Raw genomic sequence first — 19,916 nt, forward strand, 5'->3', positions numbered from 1 at the left:
CTTATGATCCCCAGCAGTCATGGCGATTGGCCGCGCGATAACCGGTCTGATCGAGGGTCAGAGTGCCGCATTCATCCTGTTGTCGCGTCGTTGGAATGGCTTTGAGCAGATAGTCGCCAGCATCTTGCTGGCTGTAGCTGAACTGGTAGAAATCCGTGTTGGAAGGGGTGGCAAACGTGGCGGGATAACGCCCCTGTTGGGTATAGATACGTTCGAGGGCGAGCGCCTGCTCCAGCAGTTGCTGCTGCGCTTCGTAACGACGTCCCTGTTGCAGATAACCCTGATACGCTGGCAACGCGATGGCTGCGAGAATGCTGACAACCGTCATGGCGATCAACAACTCGATCAGACTAAAGCCCCGGCAATGGGGCCATGCCTTACAGTCGTTCACTTATCATCCTTGGCAAGTGTTGTTGTTATTGGTCGGCCCTGAGCCGTAGATGCGATGACTTAATAATCATCAAAAATTAACCGACTCAATTGAACAACACAAAATTGTAATTCTCAATGTAAAAAAGCTAATTATGTGATCCATTGTTAATTTCCAAGCCTTTCTCATCACAACTAATCTCGCAATACAAATAAAGTTAAACCCATTGCGCCCCCATCTATCCGCTATGGGCTCTGCTACCCGTGCACAGTGGTAAACAAAATGAAGGGGTAGTCGACATGGAAGAGTGCAACGAAACCTGCGGCCGATTTTTCCTATCCCTGTCCGCTTCTGGCTAGTCACGGCCCCCGAGCCCCCTTACTCTTTTGCCATCTGTTCCAGCAAAGCCGCCAACACCATGAATGCAAAACCAAGCCCTGAGTTGTCACCGGATGAGGTGATCAACACCCTCAGCCGTGAACAGTGTCACGCCGCACGGCTCGCCCGCGACGCTCGCTTTGATGGCCGTTTTTTTACCGGCGTCATCTCGACCGGCATCTACTGCCGGCCAGTCTGTCCGGCACGGCCACCGCACGAGCACAACGTGTGCTACTTCCAAAGCGCCGCGGCCGCCGAGCAGTATGGCCTGCGACCCTGCCTGCGCTGCCGCCCTGAGCTGGCCCCCGCCGCCCGTGGCGATCTGCCGGTTGAACTGGCACGTCTGCTGGCGCGCATCGATCGCGGCGAGCTGGCTGACGGCACGCTCGCTGAACTCGCCGCTGAGGCAGGGATAAGCGAACGCACCCTGCGCCGCCAGTTCGAGCAGCACCTCGGCGCCTCGCCAAAACAGGTGGAACAGACGCGCCGCCTGCTGCTCGCGAAACGGCTGCTGACTGAAACCGGGCTGCCCATTACCGACATCGCGTTTGCCGCCGGCTTTGCCAGCATCCGCCGCTTCAATGACGCCTGGCTCAACGCCTACGGGCTGGCCCCACGCACTCTGCGCCAGCAGGAGCAGCACGCTGACGCGCCAGAACACATAAGTGCGGAGCCGCGCGGCGCCCCCCTGACCCTGCAATTGCCCTATCGCCCCCCGTATGACGTAGCGGCCATGCTGGCGTTCTACCGGATGCGGGCAATCCCGGGGCTGGAGCGGGTAGATGGCGAGGTGTATGAGCGGCGCTACCGGGTCGGCGATCGGGTCGCGCTGGTGCGCATCGCGCAGGGCAAGGGGCATAGCCTGCAGCTTACCGTCCATGATCTGCCGCTCGCGGCGCTGCCCGATCTGCTCTATCGAGTGCGCCGGATGTGGGATCTCGATGCCGATATGCAGCGGATCGGTGATCTGCTCGGTCAGGATCCGCTGCTCGCCCGCTTGCAAGCGCGCTGGCCCGGCGTACGGCTGCCTGGTGGTTGGGATGAGTACGAAGTAATGCTGCGCGCCATCGTCGGCCAACAGGTCTCGGTCAAGGGGGCCATCACCATACTCGGGAGACTGCTGGCCCGCACCGAGGCGCAATTCGGGGTGGCGCAACTACCGACCCCCGCTCAGTTGTGCGAACTCGATCTCGACGGTATCGGCATGCCCGGCAGCCGTATTCGCACCCTGCGGGGCGTGGCACAGGCGCTGGCCAGCGGCGAGCTGACCCTCACGACAGCCAGTGATGAGCAGTTGCAGGCGCTGCCGGGCATAGGCCCCTGGACGGTCGCTTACTGGCGGCTGCGTTGCGGGCTGGATACCGATGCCTTCCCCGCCTCCGATCTGGTACTGCAAAAGGCACTCGGCGGCGGCACCAAGCTGCCGGTGAAAGAGGTGTTGGCGCAAAGCGCTGCATGGCAGCCGTGGCGCAGCTATGCGGCCAGCTGGCTGTGGCACGCCATGAGCGAAGCGCCCGATTTGCTGCTCCGTGCCACTGGCAACGAACAACAGCCAGATACCCAACAACAGGAGATAACCCCATGATCCGCTACGATATCCTGCCGACCCGCTACGGCGATCTGCTGGTTGCCATCAATGAATCCGGTCTGGTGCACGTGGACTTTGTGGCGGGCCTGCGGGCACTGCCCGATATGAGTGGCTGGCAGCAAGATCACGGAGCACTGGCCCCGTTCCTCGCCGAATTTGACGCCTATTTTGCCGGTCGCTTGCAGCGCTTCTCCCTACCCCTTGCCGCCCGTGGCACCGCCTTTCAGCAGGCGGTATGGCAAGCGCTGTGCGACATCCCCTACGGCGAGACCCGCAGCTACAGCGATATTGCTCGCACCATCGGCAAACCCGATGCGGTGCGGGCAGTGGGCGCGGCGAATGGCCGCAATCCGCTCTCGATCATCGTCCCCTGCCATCGGGTGATCGGCCAAAACGGCAGCCTGACCGGCTATGCGGGGGGATTGGAGATTAAAAAAGCACTGCTGGCGCTGGAGAGGGGCAATTAAAGGAGGGTAGGCAGAGAACCTGCGATAAAAATTGCCCCTTTCCGGATGGAGAAAGGGGCTCATTGATCAGCGTTTCAGGCTGCCCATCACATGCATTTCGCAGCGGTTACAGTCAAAACGCAGGCGGAAGGTGTCTTTACCCATCTTGAGTTCCAGCGGCTCGGCCTTGAGACCGGGTACCTCGTTCGGACAGAGGTTCTGGCTATAGCGGATGCAATGCTTGGTGATCATCAGCACCACTTCCCGCTCCTCCTTGTTCGCCTCATAGGCGGGAGCAATCCGCTCCACCCCGTGTTCGCGGAAGAACTGCTCGGCCGCGCTGTTAAGCACATTGCCAAGGTAGGAGAGACGGTGCTGGGGATAGTTGATATCCCGCAGGGCGATACGTCGCTCGGGGCGTTGGTAGCTCGCCACGCGTGCGGCCTCCAGCGCAGCGATGCCATCCCGGCGCAAACCGTTGAGCTGTGATGCGGCGATAAATAGCGGCCTCGTTACTACCAACTCAATCTTGCGCGCCACAAACAGGGTATTGCCGAGCTTGCCAAGTTGATCCCGCGCCTGTTGCAGCGCCCGCTCCGGATTGTCGGCAGGCTGTTTGTCACAGGGAAGCGTCACCGCGGCGCTGATGCCTTGCTCGTCGGTGAGCGTGAGGTTCACGCCCTCATCGCACTCTGCCAGCACCATATCGACCCGGATGCGGCGATCCGCGCTCGCCTTCTCCAGCATCTTGCTGAACGCCTGATCGTGGTTGCGATAGATTTCTGTCCCCACCTTCAGCCCCGGCATGCGTTCTGACAGGAGTAACTGCTTACCTTCGACTTTGTTGAGACGCATCCCCACCAGCTCGTTATTCGGCTTGAAGAAGCCCAAACCGTCGCCGTTGTTGAGGGTGACCTGTTTGCCATCAATCTCGATACCGTCACGGGTCACCTTGGTGACCCGCCCCAGCGGCTCGCCCACATATTTCGGGCTTTTGGTGGAGTCGATCCCCTGCTGGCGACCATGGAGGAAGTAATCGGTGCTGCCGCGGTTGAAGCTCTTTTTGGGGTCAGGCGTGAAGCTGTAGCTGCAACGGCCAGCAGAGGCAGCCACCAGATCGGAGCGACTATCCAGAATGGCGTCCAGCTTCTGGCGATACCAGGCGGTAACGTTTTTGACGTAGTCGAGCCCCTTGAGTCGCCCTTCAATCTTGAAGGAGCGGATCCCCGCCTCGATCAAGGCCTCCAGGTTGTCTGTCTGATCCATATCCTTGAGGGACAGCAGGTGGCTGTCGGCCACCAGCACTTCACCGTCCGGCTTTTGCAGCGAGCAGGGCAGACGGCAGAGCTGGGCACACTCGCCACGGTTGGCGCTGCGGCCGGTACGGGCATGGCTGATATTGCACTGGCCACTGTAGGAGACACAGAGCGCGCCGTGGATAAAGAACTCCAGCTGCACATTGGTCGCCGCGCTGATCTCGCGGATCTGAGCAAGAGACAGTTCGCGCGCCAGCACCACCTGAGAGAAACCCACATCCTGCAGAAACTTCACCTTCTCCGGCGTGCGGTTGTCGGTCTGGGTACTGGCATGGAGCGCGATGGGAGGCAAATCCAGCGCCAGCAGCCCCATATCCTGGACGATGAGCGCATCGGCACCGGCTTCATAAATTTGGTGGGTCAGGCGCCGGGCCTGCTCCAGCTCGTGATCGTGCAGCAGGGTGTTGAAGGCGACAAAGACTTGGGCACCGAAGCGATGGGCGTGGCGCGCCAGCGCTTCGATATCTTCGATGGTGTTGCCCGCAGCGCTGCGGGCGCCAAAGGCAGGGCCGCCCATGTAGACGGCATCGGCGCCATGGTTGATGGCTTCGATGCCGTAGGCTAGGTTCTTGGCCGGAGCCAGCAGCTCCAACCGGTTGTTGTGGCTTAACGGGTGCTTGTTCTGGTGCATGGTCTCGGGATCAGGGCGGACAGCAAATGGGCGCTACTCTAGCCCATTCACCACCCACATGCCTTGATCCCGCTTAAGGTATCTGCGAAATACAGAATTACATAACCACCTTGAGTGCCAGCCCGAGCAGCACCAGCCCGCTCACCTTGTCGATGACAAAGGATTTGGCTTTAAGCCACGCCAGCACCGGCCCGCGCGAGAGCACCAGCGCCACCAGCACGTACCAGACGGCATCGATCCCGCCAGCGGTGAGCATCATGATGCCCCCTTCGCTCCAGCCGGTATCGGCCCGCACAAACTGGCTGAACAGGGCGATGAAGAAGACCGCCAGCTGGGGATTGAGGAAGGCCACCATAAAACCTTCAAAGGCCCCTTGCCGACCGCGCAACTGGTGCACCTCTTCACTCGCTTCACCACTGGCTGGTTTTGCCAGCAGGGCTTTCACCCCGAGCCAGGCGAGAAACGCAGCACCGCCGTAGCGGATCAGATCAAACAGGATCGGGGTCTGGGTGATCAGGATCGAGAGGCCAAGCGCGGTAACCAGCGCATAGATACCAACCCCAAGGCCATGACCGAGTGCGGTGGCAACGCCGTGCCCCTGCCCGCCCTGCACCGTGTTGCGGATGATCAGAGCCAGACTCGGCCCCGGGCTGATGGCCCCCATCACGCAGATTGCGGCCAGTGCCAGCCAACTCGTCAGTTCCATGCATTTCCTCTTTATATGCTCGATATGATGACCTGTATTCAGGGTACGGGCTGAGCCATTATGCCAGTAGTGAAAGTTATGAATAGATTCCATAACCAATGGCTATGGCACCACACAACTGACTGCGGCTAACCGCCGAGATCGAGCAGCTTGCGACTCTCGCCGACGGTACGTTGCAGGTGATCCCGCAGGAATGGGTAGGCCAGCTCGCGAAACCAGCGGTGGGCCGGATCCTGATGGTGGCGCTGATGCCACAGCAGATGATACTGCTGGTCGCGGGTAGCAAAGGGCAGGTCGACAAAGGTGAGCTCATGGCCGCAGGAGAGCTGCCAGGCGATATGAGCCGGGGTGGTCATCAGGCAATCGGTGCGCAGCAACACCTCCACCGCCGCCTGAAAGAAGGGGACTCGGGCAAACCAGCGCCGACTCAGTCCCTGCGGCGCCAATACCTGCTCAACCGGACTGTCCTTGTCGCCACCGCCGCTAACCTGCAGGTGAGGCCAGGCGAGATAGTCATCGAGACTCAGCGCCTTGCCCGCCAGCGGGTGATGACGTCCCATCAACACCGCCAGTCGATCTTCCCCCTGATGCAGACCGCGTATCTGCTCCGGTACCTGCTCGGTGATGGTAGAGACCAGATCGAGCTCGGACTGCCACAGCTGCGGCAGCTGACGTTTGTCCCACAGGCTGTACTCCAGCGCCGCCAACGGCGCCTCTTTGGCGAGCGCGGCGCAGATATCAGGCAGGATATGCTGAGCCACATAATCAGAAGAGGCGAGCCGAAATACCCGCTCGCAGCGGCTCGGGTCAAACCCGGGCGCCTCGTAGAGCCGCTCCAGCGCACCGAGAGAATCCGCCAGCTGGGCAGCCAACTGTTCGGCCCGTGGCGTCAGCAGCCAGCGTTGCCCCTCTCGCACCAGCAACTCGTCATCAAACTCGCTGCGCAACTGGGCAAGCTGCTTGCTGATGGAGGGCTGACTCAGGTGCAGACGCTCGGCGGCGCGGCTGATATTGCGGGTCTCCAGCAGCACCTTGAGGGTCGGCAACAAGTTGAGATTGGCTCTGAGCAAGGAGATACCCTCATCGGTGGCGAAATGCCTATCTTAGGGCAGAGGAGTCCCGCGCTTTAAGCGAAATTTCCTGCCATGTTCAGCGCGTTGCAGCCCTTTGCGACTAGATGGCACAGCTGAGCACCCCGCACATAACCATGACCACAAGATGACAGTGGTTGTCTCGTACGGCATAATTGCACGATTTTCCGCCCGCGGGCGATCCACTTTGAGAAGCGGTAACAAGATGAAATACGCCAATATCACCGGCTGGGGCAAATGCCTGCCTCCCTCCGTGCTGACCAACGATGACCTCAGCACCATCATGGATACGTCAGATGAGTGGATCTATCCGCGCACCGGCATCAAGGCCCGCCGAATCTCCCATGTCAGCACCTCGGATCTCGCCACCCTGGCCGGTCGCCGCGCGCTGGCCTGCGCCGGTCTGGAAGCGAGCGATCTCGATGGCATCATCCTGGCCACCGCCACCCCGGACAACCTGCTGCCAAGTGCCGCCTCTGCCGTGCAGAAGAAACTGGGCGCCGTCAATGCAGCCGTGTTTGATCTCAACGCTGCTTGTACCGGTTTTGTCTACTCCCTCTCGGTCGCCACCTCGCTGGTGCAGACCGGCATGATGAAGAAGGTGCTGGTGATCGGTGCCGAGCGCCTCACCTACCTGCTGGACTGGGCGCGCCGCGATACCGCCGTGCTGTTTGGCGACGGTGCCGGTGCCGTGGTGATCGAGGCGAGCGAGCAGGAGTGTGGCCTGATCGCCAACAAGCTGGGCTGCGACAGCGAAGCGCGAGAGATCCTGCATGTACCGAACTTCGGTACCGATCGGGTGCGTTTTGCCGATATCGATGGGCTGTTCACCTTCAACTTCGAAGGGCCGGAGATCTTCAAACGCGCCGTGCGCGGCATGGGTGAAGCCACCAGCACTGTGCTGGCGCAAGCCGGTATTGCGCCGGAGCAGGTCGACCTGATCGTGCCGCACCAGGCCAATATCCGCATCATCGAGACCCTCGCCAAGCGGATGAATGCGCCGATGGAGAAGGTGATGGTCAACATCGAAAACTACGGCAACACCTCCGCCGCTACCGTGCCCATCGCCCTGTGCGAAGCGCTGGAGCAGGGCCGCGTAAAGCCGAACTCCTATCTGCTGACCGCCGCTTTCGGTGCCGGCCTGACCTGGGGGGCCGCCATCATCAAGTGGGGCGATCGTGTTACCCCTATCAACAAGTGCGAGGCCGAGTTGCCACCCTGCGACCAGAGCGCACTGGAACTGATTGCTCACGCCGTCGAAGGGTGCCAGAAGGCCCACGCCAACGAGGCTTGATCCTCATCAGGAGCCTGAATCCTCAGGCTCCTTTCTCCCACCCCCTTCGCGATACTTTTCTAACCTGATCTCTTGAGGCTCCGGCAATGCCCACCACATCCTGAGCAGAGAGCCAACTTCGGCGTGATGAGCCTGAGCGCATAAACGTGATGAGCCTGAGCGCATAAAAAAGTCCGGCGCCCCAAAGGGCGCCGGACTTTTTACTGCAACCGGAGAATCCGGTTCAGGAGGACAGATTACTCTGCGGCAGGCGCTTCGGCAGCAACCGGAGCATCAGCAGCCGGGGCTGCATCAGTCGGAGCGTTCGCTTCCTTGATGGAGAGACGTACGCGGCCCTGACGGTCCACTTCCAGTACCTTCACCTTGACCACGTCACCGATAGTCAGGTGGTCAGCCACGTTCTGAACGCGAGCATCGGTGATCTGGGAGATGTGTACCAGACCATCTTTGCCCGGCAGGATGTTGACGAATGCACCGAAATCGGCCAGACGGACAACTTTACCTTCATAGATGCGGTTCACTTCGATCTCGGCGGTGATGGCCTCAATGCGACGGATCGCTTCCATGGCAGCTTCGTTGGCCACAGCGGAGATACGTACAGTACCGTCATCATCCAGCTCGATGTTGGTGCCGGTCTCTTCGGTCAGCGCACGGATCACGGAACCACCCTTACCGATCACGTCCTTGATCTTCTCAGGATTGATCTTGATGGTGTGGATACGCGGTGCGAAATCGGAGATCTGGGCACGGGGAGCCTGGATTGCTTCATCCATCACTTTCAGGATGTGCAGACGAGCACCACGAGCTTGCTTCAGCGCAATCTCCATGATCTCTTTGGTGATGCCTTCGATCTTGATGTCCATCTGCAGCGCGGTCACACCTTCGGTGGTACCGGCTACCTTGAAGTCCATGTCGCCCAGGTGATCTTCGTCACCCAGAATGTCGGACAGCACGACGAAACCTTCTTCTTCCTTCACCAGACCCATGGCGATACCGGCGACGGAAGCCTTGATCGGCACACCGGCATCCATCAGCGCCAGAGAGGAACCACAGACAGACGCCATGGAGGAGGAGCCGTTGGATTCGGTGATTTCAGACACCACGCGCACCACGTACGGGAACTCAGCAGCACTCGGCATCACGGCAGCAACGCCGCGCTTGGCCAGACGGCCGTGACCGATTTCACGACGCTTCGGGCTACCCATCATGCCGGTCTCACCGACGCAGTATGGCGGGAAGTTGTAGTGCAGCATGAAGCGATCGGCACGGTTGCCGGTCAGCTCGTCGATGTTCTGGGCGTCACGCTCGGTACCCAGGGTCGCAACGACCATAGCCTGGGTTTCACCACGAGTGAACAGGGCAGAACCGTGAGCACGGGGCAATACGCCGGTAGCGACAGACAGGGCACGGATCATTTCCGGATCGCGACCATCGATACGCGGCTCACCACGCACTACGCGGCCACGAACGATGCGGCTTTCCAGGCTGTGGAACTCTTCGCCGATCTTCTTGGCATCTTCTTCCACACCGGAAGCGATAACTTGCTCAACCACACGACCCTTGATGGCTGCGATGGTTTCGTAACGGACAGCCTTCTCGGTGATGCGGTAGGCTTCACCCAGTTCGGCGCTCGCCAGCTCGGCAACCTTGGCTTTCAGCGCTTCGTTGACGGCAGGCGGAGTCCAGTCCCACGGCTTGGTGCCGACGGCAGCGGCAAACTCGTTGATCGCATTGATCACGGTCTGCATCTGCTCGTGACCGTATACCACGGCGCCCAGCATGACCTCTTCGGAAAGGATGGCAGCTTCGGACTCAACCATCAGCACGGCGTTGGCAGTACCGGCAACAACCAGATCCAGATCGCTCTGTGGCAGTTCGGTGGTGGTCGGGTTCAGCACATACTGACCGTTCATGTAACCCACGCGAGCAGCACCGATCGGGCCGCCAAACGGAATGCCGGAGATGGCCAGCGCAGCAGAGGCGCCGATCATGGCAACGATATCGGGGGAGACTGCCGGATTCACGGACATGACGGTGGCAACCACCTGAACCTCATTGAAGAAGCCTTCCGGGAACAGCGGACGAATTGGACGGTCGATCAGACGGGAGATGAGGGTCTCGCCTTCGCTCGGACGGCCTTCACGACGGAAGAAACCACCCGGGATACGACCAGCAGCATAGGTACGCTCCTGGTAGTTGACGGTCAGCGGGAAGAAATCACGGCCGTGATCGGCCTCTTTCTTGCCTACGACGGTCACAAATACACAGGTATCGTCCATGCTGACCATAACGGCCGCAGTGGCTTGACGGGCCATCACACCGGTTTCCAGTGTGACGGTGTGTTGACCGTACTGGAATGACTTAACAATAGGATTCACGTGAATTTCCTTTTTACAATTTGGCTCTTTAAATTCGCGCACAAGTATACTTGATTCGATGCAAAAGGTAAGCGTCGACACAAATTCTGTGAGGATGGCAACAAGCCGCTAAAGAGCAATAAAAAAGGGGAACCCGGAGGTTCCCCTTTTCGCGAAATCTGATGGTCGATTAACGACGCAGACCCAGCTTGGCGATCAGAGCAGCATAACGCTCGGAATCTTTACGCTTCAGGTAGTCCAGCAGCTTACGACGCTGGGAAACCATGCGCAGCAGACCGCGACGACCGTGGTGGTCCTTGGAGTGCTCTTTGAAGTGACCTTGCAGATGGTTGATCTGGGCAGTCAGCAGGGCAACTTGCACTTCGGGGGAACCGGTGTCGTTGGCGCCACGAGCGTGCTCGGCAACGATTTGAGCTTTGATCTCAGCATTTAGAGACATGGTATTACTCCAGTACAGTGTTTAAAGGTTCACAGCCAATCTCTAATTCAGCCGTGAAATGAGGGCGGTATGATAATCGTCCCTGCCCATTTTCGCAACGAGAAAGAAGCAAGAGAGGGAAAGAGCACGCCGATACCGCCTGAGGATCACTCCTCGTCGTGATAACGTACCAGTCGCTTGGGGGCGACGCGGCCATCATCATCAATCTCGCCAACCCCGATGAACTCGCGCTCCGGGCCGACCGTCATACGAACCTGACCGCTGTGCGGCGCACCCGCCACCTGCACGGCCTGGCCCTGATTCACATAGGCAGCCACAACAGCCAGCATGTTCACCTCGGGCAAGCTTGCCACGGCAGTATCCATCGGCAGCAACAGGGGATCCAGCTGCTCGCGCGGCGGGATGCTCTCGGCCTTGGCCTGCTCGAAAATACACTCGAGCTGCTCCAGAGTCAGCATCCGCTCGTACGGATAGCTGGCCACCTGGGTACGGCGCAACTGGGTCACGTGGGCGCCACAACCCAGCACTTCACCCAGATCATCCACCAGAGAGCGGATATAGGTGCCCTTGCTGCAGTGCACTTCAAGGCGCACTTCATCACCTTCGAAACTCAGCAGTTTGAGCTCGAATACGGTGATGGGACGGGCTTCACGCTCAATCTCGATACCTTCGCGGGCATATTCGTAGAGCGGACGGCCGTTGTGCTTGAGCGCAGAGTACATGGACGGCACCTGCATGATGGGGCCGCGGAACTGGTCCAGCGCCTCAATCAGAGTACCGACAGCCACGTTTACCGGACGGGTGGAGACCACCTCACCATCGGAGTCGCTGGTGTTGGTGCGCTCGCCCAGTTTGGCGGTCACCTCATAGCGCTTGTCCGCTTCCAGCAGATACTGGGAGAACTTGGTGGCCTCACCGAGGCAAATCGGCAGCATGCCGGTCGCCAGCGGATCCAGCGCCCCGGTATGACCAGCCTTGGCAGCGTTGTAAATACGCTTGACCTTCTGCAACACATCGTTGGAGGTCAGGCCGGTCGGCTTGTCCAGCAGCAGAATGCCGTGCACATCACGGCCCTTGAAACGACGTCTTCGGGTCATCTCAGGCTTTATCCTCAGTCGTGTCATCCGGTGCGGATTCAGCTTCTTCGTCACGGCCGGATTCGGCCATGCGGCGCTTGTCTTCACGCACAGTCTTGGTCACCAGGTTGGAGAGACGCATCCCCTCGACCAGGGTCTGGTCGTAGTAGAAACGCAGCTCGGGCACCACGCGCAGACGCATGGCACTGCCCAGCAGACTACGGATATATCCGGCTGCTTCGGTCAGACCCTGCAAGCCTTCCTTGATGCGCTCGGCATCATTTTCCAGCTGCAAGAAGGTGACGTAAATTTTGGCATAGTTGAGGTCACGGGACACTTCCACATCGGAAACGGTCACCATGCCGATGCGCGGGTCTTTCACCTCGCGCTGCAGGATCAGCGCGATTTCACGCTGGATCTGCTGTCCGACCCGACGGGTCCGGCTGAATTCTCTGGCCATATTCTATCCTGCGATAAAAGGGGGCCGCGGCCCCCTATTTTGTCTAACTCTCGGCTTACAGAGTCCGTTGGATTTCAACAGTCTCGTAAACTTCGATCTGGTCGCCTTCGCGCACGTCGTTGTAGTTCTTGACCGCGATACCACACTCGTAGCCGTTGCGAACTTCGTTGACGTCATCCTTGAAGCGGCGCAGGGATTCCAGCTCGCCTTCATAGATAACCACGTTGTCACGCAGAACGCGGATACGGTTGGAACGCTTGACCACACCTTCGGTAACCATACAGCCGGCAACGGCGCCGAACTTCGGAGACTTGAAGACGCTACGCACTTCAGCCAGACCGATGATTTCCTGACGATACTCTGGGGCCAGCTTGCCGCTCATGGCCTGCTTCACTTCGTCGATCAGGTCATAGATGACGGAGTAGTAACGCAGATCCAGGCTCTCGGATTCGATAACCTTGCGCGCAGACGCGTCGGCACGGACGTTGAAACCAACCAGGATGGCGCTGGAAGCGGCAGCCAGGGTCGCGTCGGTTTCGGTGATACCACCTACGCCGGAACCCACGATCTTCACCTTCACTTCGTCGGTGGAGAGTTTGACCAGCGCATCGCAGATCGCTTCCACAGAACCTTGTACGTCGGCCTTGATCACCACGTTCACTTCGGACACTTCGCCCTCGGTCATGTTAGCGAACATGTTTTCCAGCTTGGCCTTCTGCTGGCGAGCCAGCTTGACTTCACGGAACTTGCCTTGACGGTAGAGCGCCACTTCACGGGCTTTCTTCTCGTCACGGACAACGGTGGCTTCGTCACCGGCAGAGGGAACGCCGGAGAGACCCAGGATTTCCACAGGCAGGGACGGACCCGCTTCCTTGATCTCGCGACCCAGTTCGTCACGCATGGCGCGAACACGGCCGTACTCGAGACCACACAGAACGATGTCGCCCTGACGCAGGGTACCTTCTTGTACCAGTACGGTAGCAACCGGACCACGACCTTTATCCAGGAAGGATTCGATCACGACGCCGTTGGCCATACCGTCAACCACCGCTTTCAGCTCCAGTACTTCAGCCTGGATCAGGATGGCTTCCAGCAGATCGTCGATACCCTGACCGGACTTGGCAGATACGTGCACGAACTGGCAGTCTCCACCCCAATCTTCGGACATGACGTTGTAACGAGCCAACTCGGTCTTGACGCGATCCGGATCCGCTTCCGGCTTGTCGATCTTGTTGACTGCCACAACCAGCGGCACACCGGCAGCCTTGGCGTGCTGGATAGCTTCGATGGTTTGCGGCATCACGCCGTCGTCAGCAGCAACGACCAGAACAACGATGTCGGTCGCCTTGGCACCGCGAGCACGCATGGAGGTAAACGCCGCGTGACCCGGAGTATCCAGGAAGGTGATCATGCCGCTATCTGTCTGAACGTGGTAAGCACCGATATGCTGGGTAATACCACCGGCCTCGCCAGCAGCAACCTTGGCTTTACGAATGTAGTCCAGCAGCGAGGTCTTGCCGTGGTCAACGTGACCCATGATGGTCACGACCGGTGCACGGGGCTTGGCTTCGGAGGTCTCGTCACGATCGGACAGTACCGCCTCTTCCAGCTCGTTCTCACGACGCAGCACAACCTTGTGACCCATCTCCTCGGCGACCAGCTGAGCGGTCTCCTGGTCAATCACCTGGTTGATGGTGGCCATGGCACCCATCTTCATCATCGCCTTGATGACTTCAACTCCCTTGACGGCCATCTTGTTGGCCAGCTCGGCCACTGTGATGGTCTCGCCGATGACAACGTCGCGGTTCACCACGGCAGCCGGCTTGTTGAAGCCATGCTTCATGGCGTTCGGGGTAGCGACCTTGCCACGTTTGCCTTTACGGGCACGCGGATCACGGGAATTGCGATCATTGCGATCATCATCGCGACGACCCGCCTTTTTCGGGGCCTTGACAGCGGCGGCGGCAGTACGGCGGCTGGTCTCTTCTTTGCGATCCAGCTCGTCTTCTGCAGCTTGCGCATGCTTGTTGGTAGTCAGGTGATAATCGCTGCTCTCTTTTGCACGAGCGGCTTCTTCTTCAGCCCAGCGGGCTGCGTTCTGTTCCGCCATGATGCGAGCCTCTTCGGCTTTCTTCGCGGCGAGTTCTTCAGCTTTTTTCAAAGCTGTCTGTTCCTGTTGGCGCTTCAGTTCTTCTGCTTCGCGCTTGGCCATCTTTTCTGCCTCTTGCTGAGCTGTGCTACTGGCTGCTTTGGCGGGCTGTTGAGCCTGTCGAGCCTTTTGTTGTGCCTCGATCCGCGCCTTTTCCTCAGCTTCACGACGAGCCTGCTCAGCCTCACGGCGAGCCTTCTCTTCAGCGTCGAGGCGAGCCTTCTCTTCGGCTTCGCGACGAGCTTTTTCTTCTGCTTCCAAACGCGCTTTTTCCTCGGCTTCCGCCTGACGCTGTTCTTCTTCCAGCGCCGAGCGTCTTACATAGGTGCGAGATTTGCGAACTTCCACCTGCACTTCTTTGTTCTTGCCGCCGGTTCCCTGAACACTGATGGTGCTCTTGGTCTTGCGCTGCAAAGTCATGCGGGCAGGAGCGGCGACCTCGTCACCTCCATGCTGTTTCTTCAGGTGTGCCAGCAGAGTCTGCTTTTCAGACTCGCTGACCATGTCGTCGGCCTTGCTCTTGCTGATACCGGCATCGACAAACTGCTGGAGAAGACGATCAACCGGTGTGTCGATGTCAGTGGCAAGTTGTTTGACTGATACTTCTGCCATTCATTTTCCTCCGTTTGATCTTACTTAAGACTGCTCTTCTCCGAACCAACAGATATTGCGAGCAGCCATAATGAGCTCACCCGCCTTCTCGGCAGTCAGCCCTTCAATACCAGCAAGGTCATCAATACCTTGCTCAGCCAAATCTTCCAGGGTGCCCACGCCGCGGCCCGCCAGAGCGTATGCCAGTTCACGACTCAGACCGTTCAGATTGAGCAGCTCTTCGGACGGCTCGACGCCATCAAAGGACTCCTCTTTGGCCAGCGCCTGGGTAGTCAGGGCATCTTTGGCACGCTTGCGCAGCTCTTCGACCATGTCTTCATCCAGACCGTCGATAGCCAGCAACTCGTTGACCGGTACGAAGGCGATCTCTTCCAGGGTCGAGAAGCCCTCTTCCATCAGCAGACCGGCGAAATCGTCATCGATATCCAGGGTGCTGGTGAACAGGTTCATGATGCGGTCGTTCTCGGCCTGGTGCTTGGCACGCATGTCCTCAACGGTCATCACGTTCAGCTCCCAACCGGTCAGCTGGGAGGCCAGACGCACGTTCTGACCATTGCGACCGATGGCCTGGGCCAGGTTGGCAGCTTCCACGGCGATATCCATGGTGTGGTTGTCTTCATCAACGATGATGGAGGCCACATCGGCAGGTGCCATGGCATTGATCACGTACTGGGCCGGGTTGTCATCGTACAGCACGATGTCTGCACGCTCACCGCTCAGCTCTGCGGAGACAGCTTGCACACGGGCACCACGCATACCGATACAGGCACCGATCGGGTCGATACGACGATCGTTGGTCTTCACCGCAATCTTGGCGCGGGAACCCGGGTCACGGGCAGCGCCCATGATTTCGATCATCTCTTCGCCGATCTCCGGTACTTCGATACGGAACAGCTCTTTCAGGAAGTCCGGGCTGGAACGGCTGACAAACAGCTGGGAACCACGGGCTTCTGGACGTACTGCGTAGAGCAGGCCACGGACACGGTCGCCCGGGCGGAAGGTTTCACGCGGCAGCATGTCATCACGGAAGATCACGGCTTCAGCATTGCTGCCCAGATCCAGAATGACGTTGTCGCGGTTGCTCTTCTTGACGACACCACTGATGATGGTGCCTTCTTTATCTTTAAACTGATCAACTACTTGTGAACGCTCCGCTTCGCGCACTTTCTGCACGATAACCTGCTTGGCGGTCTGGGTAGTGATACGGTCGAAGGTGACAGAGTCGATCTGGTCTTCAACATATTCACCGACCTGGATATCCGGCTGATCAATCTGAGCAGCTTCCAGGGTAATCTCGGCGTAAGGGTTCTCCATCGCGGCTTGATCTGCGATTACCAGCCAGCGGCGATAAGTGTCGTAGTCACCGGTCTTGCGATCGATTTCGACCCGAACTTCAATCTCGCCTTCATATTTCTTCTTGGTCGCAGTCGCCAGCGCGGTTTCCAGAGCCTGGAAGATCTTCTCGCGGGGTACCGCTTTCTCGTTGGATACTGCGTCAACGACCAGCAAAATCTCTTTATTCATATCCGATAGCCTCGTTAACCAAAGTTCGGCACTATGTTCGCTTTTTGGATATTGGTGAAAGCCAACACGTCGTCCTTACCATCTACTGTCAGGGTGATCATGTCGCCTTGCACAGCTTTGATTACGCCTTTGAACTTGCGGCGGTTGTTTGTTGCCATCCGAAGCGTTACCGCCGCCTCTTGGCCAACGTATTTTTCGAAATGGGCAACCTTGAACAGGGGACGATCCAGGCCTGGGGAGGATACCTCGAGGTAGTACTCCTCGGTGATGGGATCTTCGACGTCCATGATGGCGCCAACCTGATGGCTGACCTCAGCACAGTTCTCGACAGTCACACCCTGCTCGCCGTCGATATAGACACGCAAGGTGGAGTGTTTACCCGCGCGGATAAACTCAATACCCCAAAGTTCAAAACCCAAGGCAACGACCGGAGCCTCGAGCAGATCGGTCAAACGTTGTTCCAACGTAGCCAAAGTCACCCTCCGAAAAACAAAAAAAGGGCATAAAGCCCAGATAGATATCGATTCAGAGTAAATTGCACATAACAAAAAGCCCCGATGTCAAATCGGGGCTTGGCGCTTTACCCTGATTGTCGCCTCGCAGCGACCGCCTTCCTGAGCGTAGGAAATGCGTGAAATTTGGTTGCGGGGGCCGGATTTGAACCGACGACCTTCGGGTTATGAGCCCGACGAGCTACCATGCTGCTCCACCCCGCGTCCGAAATCGTGCGAGATTATAGCCACTTCACTCTCTCGATACAAGACTGACTGGCTATAATAAACTCGGCTTCCCGAGCTCACTGCTTAATTGGTGCCGTGGGCGGGACTCGAACCCGCACACCCTAGAGCACTACCCCCTCAAGATAGCGTGTCTACCAATTCCACCACCACGGCAAAACTCTTACTCGGGAACGTCAGTATCTTTCTTCACTGGCGCTTTGGTCTGCTCAACCTGTTGGGTTTGTTGCAGATTTTCCCACTCACTACCCTGCTTGACCTTGTTGCTGGACATAGATCCGAGCACCAGGCTGATAACGAAAAACAGAGTAGCCAAGATTGCTGTTGTTCGGGTCAGGAAACTGCCTGAACCACCGGAGCCGAATACTGTGTTCGATGCCCCTGCGCCGAAGGAGGCGCCCATATCAGCCCCTTTACCTTGCTGAATCATCACCAGACCAATCAGAGCCAGTGAAACCAGCAGATAAACGACTAAAAGAATCTCGTACATTTAACTTGCACCCTTTGCCGCTTCAACAATTCCTAAAAACGCATCGCTATCGAGGCTTGCTCCGCCAATCAGTCCGCCATCAATGTCGGGCTGTGCAAACAAATCTCTCGCGTTGCTCGGCGTTACGCTCCCACCATAGATGATTCTAACTTTCTCACCTATTACCGGAGTATCCTCCGCCAAGCGACCACGTATAAAGGAATGAACCTCTTGTGCCTGCTCGGGTGTGGCGCATTTACCTGTACCTACAGCCCAAATCGGCTCGTAGGCGATGATAGCATTATCGAAAGCCATCGCGCCATTTTTCTCTATGACGATATCCAGCTCTTCAGCGATCACCTCGAAGGCTCTTCTCGCCTGCCTAGCCGCACCTGATTCACCTAAACAGAGGATGGGAATCAAGCCTGCCGCTCTGGCTGCCGCAAATTTCTCTGCGACGATAAAACTGGTCTCACCAAAGAGACGCCTGCGCTCGGAGTGCCCTACCAATACGTAACGACACCCTGCCTCAACCAGCATCTGACACGAGATTTCTCCAGTGTAAGCGCCAGTAGCGTGCTGACTCACATTCTGAGCCCCCAACTTTATTACTTTCTGCTCGTTGAGCAGTGAAGCGCTAAAGTCGAGATGCACATGGGAAGGACAGAGAACCACATCTACTTTTCCGTCAACGCCGTTTAGGCATTGACTCGTAAACTGCTCTAACTGCGACCTACTACCGTGCAACTTCCAGTTGGCTGCTACAAACGGCTTGCGATGTCCCATCGGCAACTCCCTTGCGAAAGCGGGGCTGATAATATCCAGAGGATGCTCAGCTGACAAGTGCTATTTTTAAATTTTTGAATCGTTTGAACAAGATACAACCAGGGCGGCTAAAAAGCCGCCCTGGTTGTTCATTAAAACGCCGATTCAACCTGCTTGGCGATGCGCTGAGCCATGTCACGCACCTGCTGTTCATGCTCCCCTTCGACCATGACCCGGATCAGCGGTTCGGTACCTGATTTACGCAATAGTACGCGACCACGACCAGCCAGCTCCTGTTCCACCTTGGCAACCTCAGCCATGACAGCATCAGCGGCCAGCGGATCCTTGCCTTCGGCAAAACGAACATTCACCAGTACCTGCGGGAACTTGTTCATGCCGGAGCGCAGCTTGGCAAGCGGCATCTCGGCACTGCGCATGGCAGTGAGCACCTGCAAAGCGGCTACGATGCCATCACCCGTAGTGGTTTGATCAAGACAGATAATGTGGCCGGAGTTCTCGCCACCGATGCGCCAGCCCTTCTCTTCCATCATCTCCAGCACATAGCGGTCACCCACCTTGGCACGGGCAAACGGAATGCCCAGGGTTTGCAGCGCCAGCTCCAGACCCATGTTGGCCATCAGAGTGCCGACGACACCGCCTTTGAGGCGACCATTGCGCAGAGCATCGCGCGCGATGATATAGAGCACTTCATCACCGTCGATGAGATAGCCGGTATGGTCGACCATGATCAGACGGTCACCATCGCCATCAAAGGCAACCCCCAGATCGGCCTTGCACTCCAGCACCTTGGCAACCAGTGCGTCAGGCGCAGTCGAGCCGACACCATCGTTGATGTTGAGACCATCCGGGGCACAGCCCATTGTGATCACTTCAGCACCCAGCTCGCGGAAAACCGACGGCGCAATGTGGTAAGTAGCGCCGTGGCCACAGTCGACCACCATTTTCACCCCATCCAGATTCATGTGGGAGGGGAAGGTACTCTTGCAAAATTCGATATAGCGACCGGCAGCATCATCAATGCGCACCGCTTTGCCAAGTTCGGCAGACTCGACACACTTGAGCTCGTGATCCAGCTCGGCTTCGATAGCCAGCTCGACATCATCGGGCAGCTTGGTGCCATCGGCGGAGAAGAACTTGATGCCGTTGTCGTAGAAGGGGTTGTGGGAAGCGCTGATGACGATGCCGGCCTCGGCACGGAAAGTGCGAGTCAGGTAGGCAACCGCCGGCGTGGGCATGGGCCCCATCAGAATGGCTTTAAGGCCTGCCGCGGAGAGCCCCGCTTCCAGCGCGGATTCCAGCATGTAACCGGAGATGCGGGTATCTTTGCCAATCAGCACCTTTTTGGTGCCCTTCTTGGAGAGCACTTTGCCGGCAGCCCAACCCAATTTCATTACAAAATCAGGGGTGATCGGGTATTCGCCAACCTTGCCGCGCACACCATCGGTACCGAAATACTTTCTTGCCAT

Annotated in this window: 17 protein-coding genes and 2 tRNA genes; 3 read left to right on the forward strand and 16 right to left on the reverse strand. The window is 58.2% G+C overall.

Features of this window, described 5'->3' with window-relative positions; genetic code table 11:
* Position 1 precedes the first annotated feature (1 nt).
* Positions 2 to 391 (reverse strand): type IV pilin protein, encoded by a 390-nt coding sequence (locus G5287_RS15280; protein ID WP_159143118.1) that lies wholly within the window; start codon positions 389 to 391, stop codon positions 2 to 4.
* A gap of 397 nt (positions 392 to 788) precedes the next feature.
* Between G5287_RS15280 and G5287_RS15285 the strand changes: the two genes are divergently transcribed.
* A complete protein-coding gene (locus G5287_RS15285) occupies positions 789 to 2,333 on the forward strand; it encodes an AlkA N-terminal domain-containing protein (protein WP_421231516.1) in 1,545 nt (514 codons plus the stop codon).
* Entirely contained in the window at positions 2,330 to 2,803 is a 474-nt protein-coding gene (locus G5287_RS15290) for a methylated-DNA--[protein]-cysteine S-methyltransferase (RefSeq protein WP_335830778.1), read from the forward strand. The genes G5287_RS15285 and G5287_RS15290 overlap by 4 nt, the downstream gene beginning before the upstream one ends.
* A gap of 66 nt (positions 2,804 to 2,869) precedes the next feature.
* Here G5287_RS15290 and G5287_RS15295 read toward each other — a convergent pair whose 3' ends face one another.
* The 3 genes from G5287_RS15295 to G5287_RS15305 form a co-directional block, all read right to left on the reverse strand.
* Positions 2,870 to 4,729, reverse strand: coding sequence for a U32 family peptidase (locus G5287_RS15295; protein ID WP_335830779.1), 1,860 nt, complete (start codon positions 4,727 to 4,729; stop codon positions 2,870 to 2,872).
* 97 nt (positions 4,730 to 4,826) lie between these two features.
* A complete protein-coding gene (locus G5287_RS15300; RefSeq protein WP_042054198.1) occupies positions 4,827 to 5,435 on the reverse strand; it encodes a LysE family translocator in 609 nt (202 codons plus the stop codon).
* Positions 5,436 to 5,563: 128 nt separating this feature from the next.
* Positions 5,564 to 6,505, reverse strand: a complete 942-nt coding sequence (locus tag G5287_RS15305) for a LysR family transcriptional regulator (protein ID WP_421231517.1) — start codon at positions 6,503 to 6,505, stop codon at positions 5,564 to 5,566.
* Between the two features lie 226 nt (positions 6,506 to 6,731).
* Here G5287_RS15305 and G5287_RS15310 point away from each other — a divergent pair, with 226 nt between their 5' ends.
* A complete protein-coding gene (locus tag G5287_RS15310; RefSeq protein WP_184234440.1) occupies positions 6,732 to 7,820 on the forward strand; it encodes a ketoacyl-ACP synthase III in 1,089 nt (362 codons plus the stop codon).
* 236 nt (positions 7,821 to 8,056) lie between these two features.
* Here the strand turns inward: G5287_RS15310 and pnp are convergent, their stop codons facing one another.
* The 12 genes from pnp to glmM form a co-directional block, all read right to left on the reverse strand.
* Positions 8,057 to 10,198: a polyribonucleotide nucleotidyltransferase gene (pnp, locus tag G5287_RS15315; RefSeq protein WP_216951943.1), complete on the reverse strand. Its 2,142-nt coding sequence runs from the start codon at positions 10,196 to 10,198 to the stop codon at positions 8,057 to 8,059.
* A 169-nt stretch (positions 10,199 to 10,367) separates the two neighbouring features.
* The gene (rpsO, locus tag G5287_RS15320; RefSeq protein ID WP_216979371.1) at positions 10,368 to 10,637 is read right to left on the reverse strand and encodes a 30S ribosomal protein S15; all 270 of its coding nucleotides are present in this window, start codon (positions 10,635 to 10,637) and stop codon (positions 10,368 to 10,370) included.
* Positions 10,638 to 10,783: 146 nt separating this feature from the next.
* Positions 10,784 to 11,734, reverse strand: coding sequence for a tRNA pseudouridine(55) synthase TruB (truB, locus tag G5287_RS15325; RefSeq protein ID WP_245094887.1), 951 nt, complete (start codon positions 11,732 to 11,734; stop codon positions 10,784 to 10,786).
* A 1-nt stretch (position 11,735) separates the two neighbouring features.
* Positions 11,736 to 12,173, reverse strand: a complete 438-nt coding sequence (gene rbfA, locus G5287_RS15330; protein ID WP_236296001.1) for a 30S ribosome-binding factor RbfA — start codon at positions 12,171 to 12,173, stop codon at positions 11,736 to 11,738.
* Positions 12,174 to 12,228: 55 nt separating this feature from the next.
* Positions 12,229 to 14,934 (reverse strand): translation initiation factor IF-2, encoded by a 2,706-nt coding sequence (infB, locus tag G5287_RS15335; protein ID WP_216951946.1) that lies wholly within the window; start codon positions 14,932 to 14,934, stop codon positions 12,229 to 12,231.
* 24 nt (positions 14,935 to 14,958) lie between these two features.
* Positions 14,959 to 16,458, reverse strand: coding sequence for a transcription termination factor NusA (gene nusA / locus G5287_RS15340; protein WP_216979372.1), 1,500 nt, complete (start codon positions 16,456 to 16,458; stop codon positions 14,959 to 14,961).
* A gap of 14 nt (positions 16,459 to 16,472) precedes the next feature.
* Positions 16,473 to 16,931 carry a ribosome maturation factor RimP gene (rimP, locus tag G5287_RS15345; RefSeq protein ID WP_005338809.1) on the reverse strand — a complete coding sequence of 153 codons (459 nt, stop codon included), beginning with the start codon at positions 16,929 to 16,931 and terminating at the stop codon, positions 16,473 to 16,475.
* A 166-nt stretch (positions 16,932 to 17,097) separates the two neighbouring features.
* A tRNA-Met gene (locus G5287_RS15350) sits at positions 17,098 to 17,174 on the reverse strand.
* A gap of 92 nt (positions 17,175 to 17,266) precedes the next feature.
* Positions 17,267 to 17,351 (reverse strand) — tRNA-Leu (locus G5287_RS15355).
* A gap of 7 nt (positions 17,352 to 17,358) precedes the next feature.
* Entirely contained in the window at positions 17,359 to 17,685 is a 327-nt protein-coding gene (secG, locus tag G5287_RS15360; protein ID WP_005338811.1) for a preprotein translocase subunit SecG, read from the reverse strand.
* Positions 17,686 to 18,450 (reverse strand): triose-phosphate isomerase, encoded by a 765-nt coding sequence (tpiA, locus tag G5287_RS15365; RefSeq protein ID WP_043822828.1) that lies wholly within the window; start codon positions 18,448 to 18,450, stop codon positions 17,686 to 17,688.
* 131 nt (positions 18,451 to 18,581) lie between these two features.
* Positions 18,582 to 19,916, reverse strand: coding sequence for a phosphoglucosamine mutase (gene glmM, locus G5287_RS15370; RefSeq protein ID WP_139434790.1), 1,335 nt, complete (start codon positions 19,914 to 19,916; stop codon positions 18,582 to 18,584).

This window comes from Aeromonas sp. 603079 (genome assembly GCF_049172135.1).
Lineage (GTDB): Bacteria > Pseudomonadota > Gammaproteobacteria > Enterobacterales > Aeromonadaceae > Aeromonas > Aeromonas veronii.

What these genes read in the sequence shown, in the direction of transcription:
- G5287_RS15290 (WP_335830778.1), top strand. Translation starts at nt 2,330, where the DNA reads ATGATCCGCTACGATATCCTGCCGACCCGCTACGGCGATCTGCTGGTT.
- truB (WP_245094887.1), bottom strand. Translation starts at nt 11,734, where the DNA reads ATGACCCGAAGACGTCGTTTCAAGGGCCGTGATGTGCACGGCATTCTG.
- infB (WP_216951946.1), bottom strand. Translation starts at nt 14,934, where the DNA reads ATGGCAGAAGTATCAGTCAAACAACTTGCCACTGACATCGACACACCG.
- nusA (WP_216979372.1), bottom strand. Translation starts at nt 16,458, where the DNA reads ATGAATAAAGAGATTTTGCTGGTCGTTGACGCAGTATCCAACGAGAAA.
- secG (WP_005338811.1), bottom strand. Translation starts at nt 17,685, where the DNA reads ATGTACGAGATTCTTTTAGTCGTTTATCTGCTGGTTTCACTGGCTCTG.
- G5287_RS15285 (WP_421231516.1), top strand. Translation starts at nt 789, where the DNA reads ATGAATGCAAAACCAAGCCCTGAGTTGTCACCGGATGAGGTGATCAAC.
- G5287_RS15295 (WP_335830779.1), bottom strand. Translation starts at nt 4,729, where the DNA reads ATGCACCAGAACAAGCACCCGTTAAGCCACAACAACCGGTTGGAGCTG.
- glmM (WP_139434790.1), bottom strand. Translation starts at nt 19,916, where the DNA reads ATGGCAAGAAAGTATTTCGGTACCGATGGTGTGCGCGGCAAGGTTGGC.
- G5287_RS15310 (WP_184234440.1), top strand. Translation starts at nt 6,732, where the DNA reads ATGAAATACGCCAATATCACCGGCTGGGGCAAATGCCTGCCTCCCTCC.
- rpsO (WP_216979371.1), bottom strand. Translation starts at nt 10,637, where the DNA reads ATGTCTCTAAATGCTGAGATCAAAGCTCAAATCGTTGCCGAGCACGCT.
- G5287_RS15300 (WP_042054198.1), bottom strand. Translation starts at nt 5,435, where the DNA reads ATGGAACTGACGAGTTGGCTGGCACTGGCCGCAATCTGCGTGATGGGG.
- rbfA (WP_236296001.1), bottom strand. Translation starts at nt 12,173, where the DNA reads ATGGCCAGAGAATTCAGCCGGACCCGTCGGGTCGGACAGCAGATCCAG.
- tpiA (WP_043822828.1), bottom strand. Translation starts at nt 18,450, where the DNA reads ATGGGACATCGCAAGCCGTTTGTAGCAGCCAACTGGAAGTTGCACGGT.